Source organism: Paludisphaera mucosa (assembly GCF_029589435.1).
Lineage (GTDB): Bacteria > Planctomycetota > Planctomycetia > Isosphaerales > Isosphaeraceae > Paludisphaera > Paludisphaera mucosa.
Map to the genome: position 1 here is coordinate 3,217,721 of NZ_JARRAG010000002.1, position 11,951 is coordinate 3,229,671.

The 11,951-nt window shown below is 69.3% G+C and carries 11 protein-coding genes; 3 read left to right on the plus strand and 8 right to left on the minus strand.

All coding sequences use genetic code 11. The features are described from left to right. Nucleotides 1–13 precede the first annotated feature (13 nt). The 6 genes from PZE19_RS22085 to PZE19_RS22110 all read right to left on the minus strand — a co-directional run bounded on the left by PZE19_RS22085 (nucleotide 14) and on the right by PZE19_RS22110 (nucleotide 7,824). A complete protein-coding gene (locus PZE19_RS22085; protein WP_277862766.1) occupies nucleotides 14–1,309 on the minus strand; it encodes an ATP-dependent 6-phosphofructokinase in 1,296 nt (431 codons plus the stop codon). 121 nt (nucleotides 1,310–1,430) lie between these two features. After that, the gene (gene purH, locus PZE19_RS22090) at nucleotides 1,431–3,059 is read right to left on the minus strand and encodes a bifunctional phosphoribosylaminoimidazolecarboxamide formyltransferase/IMP cyclohydrolase (protein ID WP_277862767.1); all 1,629 of its coding nucleotides are present in this window, start codon (nucleotides 3,057–3,059) and stop codon (nucleotides 1,431–1,433) included. 102 nt (nucleotides 3,060–3,161) lie between these two features. Next, nucleotides 3,162–4,520: an outer membrane protein assembly factor BamB family protein gene (locus PZE19_RS22095; protein WP_277862768.1), complete on the minus strand. Its 1,359-nt coding sequence runs from the start codon at nucleotides 4,518–4,520 to the stop codon at nucleotides 3,162–3,164. Nucleotides 4,521–4,716: 196 nt separating this feature from the next. Beyond that, complete coding sequence (locus PZE19_RS22100) at nucleotides 4,717–5,724, minus strand: hypothetical protein (protein ID WP_277862769.1); 1,008 nt, start codon at nucleotides 5,722–5,724, stop codon at nucleotides 4,717–4,719. Between the two features lie 187 nt (nucleotides 5,725–5,911). Next, nucleotides 5,912–6,442 (minus strand): ribosomal protein S18-alanine N-acetyltransferase, encoded by a 531-nt coding sequence (rimI, locus tag PZE19_RS22105; protein WP_277862770.1) that lies wholly within the window; start codon nucleotides 6,440–6,442, stop codon nucleotides 5,912–5,914. A 431-nt stretch (nucleotides 6,443–6,873) separates the two neighbouring features. Further along, nucleotides 6,874–7,824, minus strand: a complete 951-nt coding sequence (locus PZE19_RS22110) for a DUF1571 domain-containing protein (protein WP_277862771.1) — start codon at nucleotides 7,822–7,824, stop codon at nucleotides 6,874–6,876. A gap of 392 nt (nucleotides 7,825–8,216) precedes the next feature. Between PZE19_RS22110 and PZE19_RS22115 the strand changes: the two genes are divergently transcribed. From PZE19_RS22115 to csrA, 3 genes are all read left to right on the plus strand, one after another. Next, the gene (locus tag PZE19_RS22115) at nucleotides 8,217–8,903 is read left to right on the plus strand and encodes an MBL fold metallo-hydrolase (protein WP_277862772.1); all 687 of its coding nucleotides are present in this window, start codon (nucleotides 8,217–8,219) and stop codon (nucleotides 8,901–8,903) included. Next, on the plus strand, nucleotides 8,900–9,610 hold the full coding sequence (locus PZE19_RS22120) for a metallophosphoesterase (protein ID WP_277862773.1): 711 nt from the start codon (nucleotides 8,900–8,902) through the stop codon (nucleotides 9,608–9,610). Before PZE19_RS22115 ends, PZE19_RS22120 begins: the two co-directional genes overlap by 4 nt. A 250-nt stretch (nucleotides 9,611–9,860) precedes the next feature. Then, on the plus strand, nucleotides 9,861–10,046 hold the full coding sequence (csrA, locus tag PZE19_RS22125) for a carbon storage regulator CsrA (protein ID WP_277862774.1): 186 nt from the start codon (nucleotides 9,861–9,863) through the stop codon (nucleotides 10,044–10,046). A 100-nt stretch (nucleotides 10,047–10,146) separates the two neighbouring features. Here csrA and PZE19_RS22130 read toward each other — a convergent pair whose 3' ends face one another. Both PZE19_RS22130 and PZE19_RS22135 read right to left on the minus strand, forming a co-directional pair. Next, nucleotides 10,147–11,049 carry a sugar phosphate isomerase/epimerase family protein gene (locus PZE19_RS22130; RefSeq protein ID WP_277862775.1) on the minus strand — a complete coding sequence of 301 codons (903 nt, stop codon included), beginning with the start codon at nucleotides 11,047–11,049 and terminating at the stop codon, nucleotides 10,147–10,149. A 53-nt stretch (nucleotides 11,050–11,102) separates the two neighbouring features. After that, on the minus strand, nucleotides 11,103–11,702 hold the full coding sequence (locus tag PZE19_RS22135; RefSeq protein WP_277862776.1) for a DUF3137 domain-containing protein: 600 nt from the start codon (nucleotides 11,700–11,702) through the stop codon (nucleotides 11,103–11,105). Nucleotides 11,703–11,951 lie beyond the last annotated feature (249 nt).

Consider the following 11,951-nt stretch of genomic DNA (forward strand, 5'->3'; position numbering starts at 1 on the left):
AAGGCTCGCGGCCTCACCAGTTGGGCTGGCCCGTCGCGCGCATGACGGCGGTCCAAAGGTCGCTGCGGGTGTCCAGGCATTTCCGTCGCGCGACCGCCGTGGCGATCGGGACGTGGATCAGCTCGTTGTGCATGGAGCCGATGAGCAGGTCGGTCTTTCCGGCCATCCCGGCGTGGACGGCCATGCGCGCCATCTGGTCGCTGAGGATCCGATCCGACGGGTTCGCCGGCACCGACCTGATGAAATAGCTGGGGTCGATGTACTTGAGGTTGACCTCGATCGCGCGCGACCGGAAGTAGGCGAGGATCTTCTCCCGGAGGAAAAGACCGATGTCCTGGAGGCGGGCGTTGCCGGAGGCGTCGCGCCCGACGGAGTCGGCGTCGAACAGGTCCTGCCCGGCCCCTTCGGCGACGACCACGAGCGCGTGGTTCTTGTGGAGGATCCGCCGCTCCAGCGCTTCGAGGAAGCCCCCCTCGCCTTCCAGCTGGAAGGGGATCTCGGGGATGAGGACGAAGTTCGCGTCCTGGCTGGCGAGCGCCGCGCCGGCGGCGATGTAGCCGGCGTGGCGGCCCATGAGCTTGACCAGGCCGATCCCGTTGGGGGCGCAGCGGGCCTCGACGTGGCCGCCGCGGAGCACCTCCTGGGCCTTCTCGAGGGCGGTGTAGTAGCCGAACGAGGTGTAGACGAATTCGATGTCGTTGTCGATCGTCTTGGGGATGCCGACGATCGCCTTCTTGAGGCCCCGACGGCGGACCTCCTCGGCGATGCCGAGCGCCCCGCGCTGCGTGCCGTCGCCGCCGACGCAGAAGAGGACGTCGATCGACTCGCGGACCAACGTATCGACGATGACGGCCGGCTCCTGCGGGCCGCGCGACGAGCCCAGCACGGTCCCGCCCAGGTCGTGGATGTGGTCGACGAAGCCCGGCGTCATCTCGACGAGCGGCTGGCCGGCGATCGGATTGAGGCCCATGTAGCCGTCGCGGACGCCCAGGATCCGCGGGACCTCGTAGTTGTACGACAGCTCGGAATAGACCGAACGGATGACGTTGTTGAGGCCCGGCGAGAGCCCGCCGCACGTCACGACCGCCGCGCACGTCTTCGCGGGGTCGAAGAAGATGTCGCGGCGCGGGCCGGCCTCTTCCAGGGTGAACGCCGCGAGCTTGTCGACCCCCGGCCCGACCCGGTGCTCAAGGCGGATCCGGCTCGAATCCGCGATGAATCCGTCGTCCTGGAGCCGGATCAGGGGCGAGGGGATCAGGCAGGGGCCGAGCGACGCGATGTCCAGGTCCTGGGGCCGCAGCGTCAACATGGTGCTCCTCGCGGGCGCGTGGGACGGGTGCGAAGCGACGGCCGCGGAAACGCCCGTCGGCTCCCGCCCCCTTGGTTGTAAGGAAAGGGCCCGCGCGAGGGCAAGCCCCGGGCGTCCGCGATCAATGCCGGAAGTGGCGACGCCCGGTGAAGATCATCGCCATGTCGTGCTCGTCGCACGCCGCGACCGTCACGGCGTCGCGCTTCGAGCCTCCGGGCTGGATGATCGCCGTGATCCCTGCGGCGGCGGCGAGGTCGGGGCCGTCGCGGAACGGGAAGAAGGCGTCGGACGCCAGCACGCCGCCGCGCGCCCCGGCCCCCCCCTTCTCCACGGCGATCCGGACCGAGTCCAGCCGGCTCATCTGGCCGGCGCCCACGCCCAGCAAGCGGCCCCCCTTGACCACCACGATCGCGTTCGACTTGACCATCGCGCAGATCTTCCAGGCGAAGTCCAGGTCGCGCAGCTCGTCGGGCGTCGGCGCCCGCTTCGTCTTCACCTCGCCCGCGGTCGGGTCGGGCTGCTGCTCGTCCCAGCCCTGGGCGAGCAGACCCCCCTCGATCCGCCGCAGGTCCCAACCGGACGGCGCCGCCGTCGCCGGGCCGATCGGGGACTCCAGGTCGACGAGCCGGACGCTGTTCTTCCAGGTCGGCTTCGTGGTCAGGAGTTCCAGGGCGTCGGCGTCGAAGCCCGGGGCCAGGATCGCCTCCAGGAAGCGGCCCGGCTTGCACATCAGCTCGGCCGTCGCCCGGTCGACGCGGCGGTTGACGCCGACGATCCCGCCGAAGGCGCTGACGGGGTCGCCCTCGTAGGCCGCCTCGAAGGCCGTGGCCAGGTCGTCGGCGATCGCCGCGCCGCAGGGGTTGTTGTGCTTGAGGATGCACGCGGCCGGGCCTTCGAACAGCTTGACGAGCCGCAGGGCGCTGTCGAGGTCGAGCAGGTTGTTGTACGACAGCTCCTTGCCGTGGAGGATCCGCGCGGTCGCCAGGTTGGGGCCGACGGCCGTGGGGTCGACGTAGAGCGCGGCCTGCTGATGCGGATTCTCGCCGTAGCGGAGGGTCTGCTTCCGCGGCAGCCGGAGGTCGAGCGCCGGCGGCGGCTCGGCAGCGCCGGCCGAAGCCGCGGCCGCGCCGGCGTGCTCCTGCTTCTCAAGGTAGGCGGCGATCGCGCGGTCGTAGGATCCGGTCAGGGCGAACGCCTGGCGGGCCAGCCGCTTGCGGGTCGCCAGGGTCACGCCGCCGGACTCGCGGAACTCGGCGAGGAAGGCCTCGTACTGGTCGGGGTCGGTCAGCACGGCGACTCCGTCGTGATTCTTGGCCGCGCCGCGGATCAGCGAGGGCCCGCCGATGTCGATGTTCTCGACGGCGTGCTCGAACGTGCAGTCGGGCCGGGCGATCGTCTGTTCGAAGGGATAGAGGTTGACGACCACCAGGTCGATCGGCTCCATGCCGGCTTCGGAGAGGGCTTCCATGTGCTCGGGGACGTCGCGGCGGGCGAGGATGCCGCCGTGGATCCGGGGGTGCAGGGTCTTGACCCGGCCGTCGAGCATCTCGGGCTGGCCGGTGTATTCCGCGACCTCGACCACCGGCAGGCCGGTCTGCGCGATGGCGAAGCGTGTGCCTCCGCTCGCGATCAGCTCCACGCCCGCATCGCCGAGCGCGTTCGCCAGCTCGACCAGGCCCCGCTTGTCGGATACGCTGAGGACCGCGCGACGGATCGTCGCCCAGCCTTCCTGAGTCTCAGGTTTCGCCATCTTGCTCTCGGTGCCGGATCGGGTGAGGGAAATCGAAGACGACGGGGAGGCGTCCGGCGACGCCCCGCCCGTCGTCTGAGGAACCATCGGCGATCCCGGGCGTCAGGGCTGCGGGGCCTTGGCGGCGTTGGGGTCCGCCGGCGCGGCGTCGGGCTCGGCGGGCGCGGCGTTGGGGTCCGCCGGCGCGCCGTTCGGGTCGGCCGGGACCTCGTTGAACGGGTTCGGCAGGTCCTTGATGCCCTCGGGCGGGACGTAGCCGAAGGGCTTGGCGTTGGGATCGCGGAGCAGCCGCGGCTTGGTCGCGCCGATCTCGCGGAGGCACACCAGCACGCCCGACGGCGTCGCCAGGTACAGGCGGTCGTCGTGGTGCTCGGGGAACGACAGCTCGAAGTCCCGCAGGTTGAGCCCGGCGCGCTGGAAGGTCGCGGCGGGGTCGAGCAGCACCTTGCCCGTGTCGCGGGCGACGACCATCAGGTCGTTGTCCCCGGAGAGCAGGTAGACCTTGGTCGGGCTCGCGCCCAGCAGCTTGCCCGAGTCGGTCGCCGTGGTCCAGCGGGGCGAGCCGTTCTTGGGGTCGATGACGCTCAGGCCGCCCGACTCGTTGATGACGAAGATCTCGTCCTGCGCGACGACCGGCGCCTGATCGATGGGGGCCCCGGAGGGGAAGGTCCAGGCGATCTTCGAGGTCAGGACGTCGACCGCGTACAGGCTGTCGTCGGCCGACGGGATCAGCAGCGTCCGCGTGCCGTGGGTCCCCAGCTCGCTGGCGATGGGCCCGCCGGTGCTGATGCGGTAGAGCGAAGTCGGCTCGTGCGTCATGTTGACGTACACCTTGCCGTCGCTGCTGCCGAAGCAGGCGATGCGGCCGGCGATCAGGGGCCGGGTGCGGATCGGCCCGCCGGTGCCGACGTTCCACAGCATGGCCGGCTTGGTGCGGAGCGTGGAGGCGCCCTTGGGGTGGTCCTGCTTCAGGCTGTAGCACCGGGTCATGCCGTTCTCGAGGCCGATCAGCAGGTGGTCGTCGTCGGCCGTCGTGCCGCTGGAGGGCAGGACGTCCAGGTTGGTCTGCCAGATCACCCGCCCCGTGTTGCGATCGAGCGCGGTCAGGATGTTGGCGCAGGTGGCGAACACCGCGTACGAGTTCTGCGAGATCGGCAGGGCGGTCGGCGACTGCTCGCCGATCTGGGCCGACCAGAGCGGCCGGCCGGTCTCGGCTTCGAAGACGTGCAGCAGGGCATGGTCGGTCTGGACGAACAGCAGGTCCTGGCCCCGGCTGATCCGCAGGATCCGCTCCGAGCCGGCGACCGGCGCGACGGTGATCCACTGCCGCTCCAGCCCCAGCCGCGACAACGCGGTGCGAGACGGCACCACGCTGCTGGGCAGGGCGGATTGGGCGTGGGCCATCGGCCCCGCCCAGCATAAGAGCAAGGCCGCCCAGACCAGAGCGAGTCGGCGGGACATGGTCGGTTCCTTTCAGGGCCCGGTTTTCTGCGCGCGATCGAATCCGATACGTATGCCTAGCCGACGTTCCCGGCCTCGTCAACCTGCGCGGGGCCGGGTTCCCGACGGCGCATCTCGGATACTCGGTTGATTCTATCTTTTCCGACGCGCGCCGGTCCAATCCGAGGCGCAGCCGCGTCGCGATTTGCCCATCCCATCACGACGGAGGCCGGCCGTTGGCGTTGGGGCCTTCGTCGGGATCGAGGAACCAGCTCGGTTCGGCGTCGTCGGTCGCGACGGTCTCGATCTCGTCGACCGGCTCCAGCTCGGGGATGAACGGGGGCGGCGGCTCGGGGGCGCCGAGGCACTCCGGGCAGGCGCTGGCGAAGCCGGTGTAAGGCTTGCCGCAGCGTCCGCACAACCCCGCGCCCCGGCGGAGGGTCGGCAAGGCGGCGCGGAGGCTCGCCCCCTCCTTCGTGTGCCCGAACGTCTCCGAGACCCGGTCCACCAGCGACACCACGTCCATCTGCAAGATGCCCGACCGGAGCCGGCGATGGACGTGGTCGAGGAACCACTTCGCGAGGTCCCGGTCCAGCTCATAGCGCGCCTCGTCGTCGAGCACCCGGGGCGCCTCTTCGTACAGCTCCAGGACCCGGGTCGGGTCGTTGACCTCGCGTGCGGCCTGGAGTTGGCCTCGCCAGCGGTCGCCGGCCTCGCGTCGGGCGTGTTCCAGCTCCGCGACGACCGCCGCGACGCCGGGGTCGTCGGCCCGTTCGGCGGCGACCTCGCGGGCCCGCTGGTCCGCGGCCTCCCACTCGCCCTCGTGGATCAGCCGCCGGATCTCGGCGAGCGGGTCGACGGCGGCGGGGACGGCGACGGGCTCGTATGCGGGGGCCGAGGGGACGACGGCGACGGAGGGGTGTTCGATGACGCCGATTCGAGCGGCCCCTTGGCGGGCCCGCAGGTCGAGCCAGGCCCCGACGGCACGCACCGGCGTGGCCAGCGCCAGGCCGGCGACGGCGTGCAAAACCCCGACGTACGCGGCGTCGAGGATCAGGGCCGGGTCGGACCAGCCGCTCCGGCCGGCCGCCAGCAGGTGAAGGGCCCGAACGACCCCCAGCGCGATCCCGCCCCGGACGAGCCGATCGGCGGCCTGCTCGAACCAGAGTCCCGGGGCCGCGGGGGGCCTCGGGTCGGGGATCGTCGCCGTCGCTTCGTTCGTCATGGGCCGTGCGTCCGGGGGGATTCGATGTTGGTCCTCGCGGTCCATTATATCCCCCCCGCCAACCGCCGACGCGAGTCGTCGCTCGGCGGGGGCCCCTTGAACCACAAAGTGAAGCCGGCGGCGTCGACCCCTTCAGGTCGACGCCGCCGGCTTCACGTGATTCGGATTCGGAGCCCGCGGCCCGCGATCAGGCGCCGTACTGGCGGGCGATGCGGTTGACGGCCGCCGGCGGCTGCAGGATCGACTCGTCCAGGTGATAGAGCATGCCGTAGGCGTCCTCGCCGGTGTCGGCGAAGTGCTCGCGGATGACCTCGACCGCCCGGAAGCCCATCACCTTATAGAAGAACTGGGCCGCGACGCTGGTCTCGCGGACCAGGAGCGCGATCCGGTTCCGGCGCTGGGTCGAGAGCTTGCTGACCAGCTTCGCGATCATCTGCCGGCCCACGCCCTGGCGGCGGAATTCGGGATGGGTCGCGAAGTCGAGGACGTGGATCCGGTTGCGGTGCAGCTCATAGATCATGAAGCCGACGATCCGCTCGCCCTGCTCGGCCACCATGCCGATGCAGTTCCGCTGGCGGAGCACCCGCAGGAACTCTTCCTCGCACCAGGGATACTCGAAGCTCGCGTGCTCGATGGCCAGGACTTCGGGCATGTCGCGGCGGATCATCCAGCGGACGTGCACGCGAGTCTGCAATGGGGAGGTTGGTACCGTGCTCATCGAGCCTCCTTCCATGGATCGGATCGATCGAAGGCCTGGCGCCGTTCCGGCCCTGGAACGGCCTGCGGCCTGACGCAACATTAAACCCACGACGGCGCGGCGAAGAAGTGCAAGAACGCGGTCGCCTGTACGAAATCGCGAAGATATGAGTCCAGCGATCGACCCGCTCGCCATCCTTGAAGCGGGCCGGATTCTAGCGAACCCCACCCTATCTGCCAAGGTCGCTTGGCGGCCCCTCATGCTCCCCTTCGGGCCGGAGACGTGATGGGGCGAGGGCCGAAGCGCGGCGGCGACGGTCGGTCGCCATCTCGAGTATCGGCTCGGCGTGGGCGGGCCATGAACTTTCCGGGGGCGGCCGTGGGATTCCACGCCGCCCCCCGATGATCACCTAGTTAGGCAGGATCCGATGCTGTCGACTTCCGGTCCCAGGCTCAGAAGCGGCCGAACGAGTAGAGCTGGTTGCCGGCGTCGAAGTCTTCCTCGCCGAGGCCGACGTTGAGCTTGATCTCGTCGTAGGCGTACTCTTCGAGCAGCTCGGGGGCCTTGCCCGTCTTCTTGGGCCAGTCGTAGGCCTCGTAGCGGACGGGGATGCCCATCTCGGCGTCGATGAACAGCCGGACCTTGTGGAAGTAGAACTCCGGCTTCTTCTCGGGGTGGATGGCCTCGATCAGGAGGCAGGGGGCGGATCCGAGCCGGATCTTGGAGTCGAACAGGACGATCGACTCCCGATCGTTCAACTCGGCCGTCCAGCGGTCGACGACCGTCTTGATGAGGTTGCCGACGCCGGCCTTCGTGATGGGGTGCCGGCAGTTCTCCATGGCGCGGCTGCCGTGGGGGTCGAGCTTCATCGTGCCGGCGAGCAGCTTGGTGAAGCCCACGTCGTGCGCCAGGACGTAGCCGCCGTTGCGGCCCTCGACGAAGATCGCCTCGCGGCCCTTGTTGGGCTGATGGAAGCGGAAATATACGCTGTGGGGCGCGTTCCGCATCTTCATGCTCATCACGTTCATGTCCGACAGCTTACCGTCGATGCGTTCACGCTTGTAAAACGTGCAGGTGTAGTCCTTCACCGCATCGAAGCGGGCCTGGCATTCGGTCATGGTGCGGATGGCGCGGGCGCTGGGGGCCTCGGCCGCGATCGAGGCGGCCTCGGCCCTGGCGGGGCCCTTGGCCGAAAGGTCGGGCTTCATGGCCGTGTGGGGCGGGGGCGTCGCATCCGAAAGTGCGACGCGGCGGTCCGCCCCGGCCTTGGGCTTTTCGGCCGCCTTCGCCGACGGCTCTTCGCCCTTGGGCGAATCGGCCGCGAGCGACAGCGAGAGGATCAGGGACGACGCGATGATGCGTTTCTTCAGCGACCCGACGAGGACGCGTCGCGAACTTGCCACCGCCAGCCCTCCGGATCGATTCCGATGCATCATCCCGCATCCCCCCTGGAAGAATTCCGCACCCCATCGCCCGATCCCGACGACGCCCGCCGCCACGCCCGCGAGTCCCCGGATCGGTGCGCGCCGACGCAGACGACGAGACGAAAGACAAGGCTCTCGTCCCTCGGACGTCCCTCTCGCATACCGTTACGCGGGCCCACCAGGAATATAACACGCAATTCGCAGGCCGACGCCGCGACTCGCGTTTCGCCCGGTTTCGCGATATGATCTGCGGTCGCCGGACGATCCCCCGACGTCTATCATCGGCGAGCCGCCGGCCCCGCATCAAGAGCAACGTACGAACAAAGTTGGAAATGATTGTCCGAGCCACGGAACGAAGGAGTCCGGCCGCCATGGCGGAATACACCATCGACGTCGTCGAGTCCGCGCCGTTCGCCCAGATGGCCTACGTGCTCTGGCGTCCGGGGCGTTCCGATGCGATCGTCGTCGACCCCGGCTTCGACTCCAGGACGATCCTCGACCTGCTTCAGAACGACGGCAAGACCCTGGCCGCGATCCTCAACACCCACGGCCACGTCGACCACATCGCCGGCAACGCCGCGCTCAAGGAAGCCCACCCCGACGCGCCCCTGATCATCGGCCGCGGCGACGCCTCGATGCTCACCGACGCGGCGAGCAACCTCAGCATGCCGTTCGGCGAGCCGATCCTCAGCCCCCCCGCCGACCGTCTCGTCGACGAGGGCGATCGGCTCGACCTGGCCGGCTTCTCGATGCTCGTCCGCGAGGTCCCCGGCCACAGCCCCGGCTCGGTCGTCTACGTGCTCGACGCCGAGGACCCGCCGATCGTGCTGGGGGGCGACGTCCTCTTCGCGGGCTCGATCGGCCGCACCGACTTCGGCCGCGACTCGGCGGCGGACCTGGAACGGCTGATGTCCGGCATCGTCGCCAAGCTCCTCCCCCTGCCCGACGAGGCCCGCGTCTACCCCGGGCACGGCGGCGTCACCTCGATCGGCTCGGAGCGTCGGACCAACCCGTTCATCCGCGACTACCTGGCCCGGACGCGGCCGACCGGGGCATGACGGTCTGGGCCATCTCGGACCTGCACCTCTCGCTCGCCCGGCCCGACGGCCGCGAGCGGTACGGGGACCGCTGGCGCGACCACGTCCCCAGGATCGAGGCCGAGTGGCGCGCCGTCGTCGGCCGCGACGACCTCGTGCTCCTGCCCGGCGACCTCTCGATGGCGCGGAACCACCGCGAGCTCCAGCCCGACCTCCGCTGGCTCGACCAGCTCCCGGGCCGGAAGGTCCTCGCGCCGGGGAATCACGACGGTTGGTGGAACAGCCTCGCCAAGATCCGCCCCATGCTCAGGCCCTCGCTCAAGGCCGTCGACGGCACGGCCGAGCTGGTCGACGGATTGGTGATCGCCGGCGCGCGCTCGACGGCCGTCCCGCGCGTCGACGACCCCGACGCCCCCGAAGACGAGAAGGCCGTCGCGAAGGCCCTCGCCAGCCTCGAAGCCGCCCTCACGGCCGCGGCCCTCCTCCGCTCACGTCCCGATCAGCCCCTCATCCTGCTCTGGCACTTCCCGCCGTTCGACGCCTTCGGCCGGCCCGGCCCGTGGATCGAGCGTTTCGCACGCCACGGCGTGACCCACTGCCTGTACGGGCATCTCCACATGGAGTCTCAGTGGTCCGCAGCCGTCCAGGGTTTGCGCGGCCGCGTCCGCTACCAGTGCGTCGCCGCCGACGCCGTGGGATTCCGACCGATCCGGGTCGCCGGGGCCTGAGTGAATATCTGGCTTCCCGTTTTTACAAGCACGTTCCGGAAGGAGTGAGCATGTTGACAGTCCTAGGTCCTACGCCGGACCGACGCAAAGGACCTTGAGTTTTTTTCTAAAACATCGCGGCCAAAGCCTTTAACATCGTCGAAATGCACCTGAGAATAGCTCTCGGCGCGCGATGTGCTTTACATCTTTACGAAACGCGACCCAACGGGGTCCTTCAACACGAGCACGACGACATCCGGGAGTCGAGACCATGCTGGTTCTAAGCAGGAAGCTGGGAGAGAAGATCGTCATCGGCGACAACATCGTGGTGACGGTGGTCAAGATCGACCGCAACCAGATCCGGATCGGGATCGAAGCGCCCCACGACGTCCCCGTGTATCGCGAAGAGATCGCGCCGCAGCGGACGAATCGCCAGGTCGAAGAGGTCGCCGTCTGACGAGCCGCCCTCTCCGCCCCGCTCTCCCTTTCCGTACGACAGGCTGACTGGACCCGGGCCGGGACGTCCTCTCGGCTTCGTGCCTCGGCTCCGCGGCGCGTCATCCCGTGGTCCTCGGCGACGGCCAGACCCCGCGCAGGGCTTCCCGCGTCATCCCCGCCCTTTCCAGGGGATCGGCCGACGGGAACGATCGGCTCTCCGTCAGCGGCTCCGCCGTGACCGGTCCGTCGTAGCCTCGTCCCGCCAGCGTTTCGAGAAGCGAGCGACAGATCCCCACGGGCGATTCGCCGGGGAGCAGCCGCTCGACGTCGCGCATCGACGCCCGATCCGGGTTCGCCGGGTCGGCGACGTGGACCCAGGTGATCGCGTCCACGCCCCAGGCCAGCGCGGCCTCCGCCGATTCGCCGGCCGCATACAGGTGGTATGCGTCGGCGAGCACGCCGATGTTCGCGTGCGCGCGGGGGAGATCGGCGAACGCCCTGAGCAGCTCGGAATAGGTCGCGATCAGCGGCACCCCGCGCCCGGTGCGCTCGGCGCGCGAGCCGATGATCTCCAGGCCGATCCGAGTGCCGTGCTCGGCCAGGACCGTCGCCATGCGACCCAGGCGTTCCGCCTGCCACGCAGTGGTTCGCTCGACCATCCGCCGGCGTTGCTCCTCGTCGTCGAGGCTGTCGAGACCCACCGGATCGGATTCGAAGCGCACCCAGGTTCCCGTCCGGAACAGGCCGAGCGTCGCCGCCGTCTCGGCGTAGAGGGGCAGCCGCTCCAGGTCGGCCTCGAAGGCGGCCGGCTCGTTCTTCCAGTTCATCGGGAGGGTCCAGCCCCCTCCCCGCAGGCCCAGGTCGTCCATCCGGCGTCGCAATTCGGCCGCGTCGGCGCCCGAATCGACGACGTCGCGGACCAGCAGGTCGACGCCCTCGAAACCGGCCTCGGCCGCGAGCGCGATCGTCGCCTCCGCCGTCAGCGCGAGCCCGACCGCCCGGGCGTTCCAGCATGGATACACGTCGACCTCCGCTTAACCACATCTGAGTACCGAGTACCGTCTCGATGGGGAGATCAGAGTGCGACGCCGGGGTCTCGCTCCTGGGCCGCGCCGATCCGGCAGAGGCGGTCGAGCACGGCGGCGAACAGGTCGAACAGGTCCTTGAGCCGGTCCACCTCCTTGAGCACGCCGACGACCTGGAAGTGCAGCTCGTCGACGTCCTCGGGGAAGGCGGGGCCGAACCAGCCCTCGCTGTCCTTGACCGTCAGCCGGAGCGTAGGCTGGGCCAGAGCGAGCGAGCGCAACTTTTTGTCATCGAACAGCTTCTGAATCCTCGTCTCGTCGTTCCCCTTGATGATGAACGCGTCGTCGAACTCGGAATCGCCGATCTCGATGTCCTGCATGCCCAGGAATTTGCCCAGATCGCTGAAGACGCCCTTGCGGTAGATCGTGAACTTCAATCCCTCGGAATTGACGAACGGGGCCCGCATCCGGGTGTAGGTGATGTGGGCGTGCCCCGTGTGGACGGCGTGGGTGTCGAGCGTCACCGTCCACGGGCCGACCCGGGCCTGGACCTTGCTGGGCTTCCAGAAACCGCCTTCGACGAAGTCGGCCCCCGCCTCGTCGCTCAACGTCCGCCAGACCTCGTCCCGACTCGCTCCGAACCAGCCCATCGTCTTGCTCTCCAATACGCGTCGTTCCCCACGCAGATTCGCTCGTCGACCTCGATTATCGCAGACGATCCGACGGATCGCCTCAACCGGGATTGCGTGATTCCCGCCTCCGTGACGAGACTTAGGCCTCACGATCGGCCCCTGGGCTCGGTCGACGGCGAGGCCCTCGCATGTCGCGAGCCGGCCCCCGGCGTCCCCTTGGCGCGAGGCCTGGAAAACCGGAGAATTCGAGAAACGTCGGCGGAATGT

Excerpts from the sequence above, each read along its gene's own strand:
- PZE19_RS22085 (WP_277862766.1), bottom strand. The coding sequence starts at position 1,309 with ATGTTGACGCTGCGGCCCCAGGACCTGGACATCGCGTCGCTCGGCCCC.
- purH (WP_277862767.1), bottom strand. The coding sequence starts at position 3,059 with ATGGCGAAACCTGAGACTCAGGAAGGCTGGGCGACGATCCGTCGCGCG.
- PZE19_RS22095 (WP_277862768.1), bottom strand. The coding sequence starts at position 4,520 with ATGTCCCGCCGACTCGCTCTGGTCTGGGCGGCCTTGCTCTTATGCTGG.
- PZE19_RS22100 (WP_277862769.1), bottom strand. The coding sequence starts at position 5,724 with ATGACGAACGAAGCGACGGCGACGATCCCCGACCCGAGGCCCCCCGCG.
- rimI (WP_277862770.1), bottom strand. The coding sequence starts at position 6,442 with ATGAGCACGGTACCAACCTCCCCATTGCAGACTCGCGTGCACGTCCGC.
- PZE19_RS22115 (WP_277862772.1), top strand. The coding sequence starts at position 8,217 with ATGGCGGAATACACCATCGACGTCGTCGAGTCCGCGCCGTTCGCCCAG.
- PZE19_RS22120 (WP_277862773.1), top strand. The coding sequence starts at position 8,900 with ATGACGGTCTGGGCCATCTCGGACCTGCACCTCTCGCTCGCCCGGCCC.
- csrA (WP_277862774.1), top strand. The coding sequence starts at position 9,861 with ATGCTGGTTCTAAGCAGGAAGCTGGGAGAGAAGATCGTCATCGGCGAC.
- PZE19_RS22135 (WP_277862776.1), bottom strand. The coding sequence starts at position 11,702 with ATGGGCTGGTTCGGAGCGAGTCGGGACGAGGTCTGGCGGACGTTGAGC.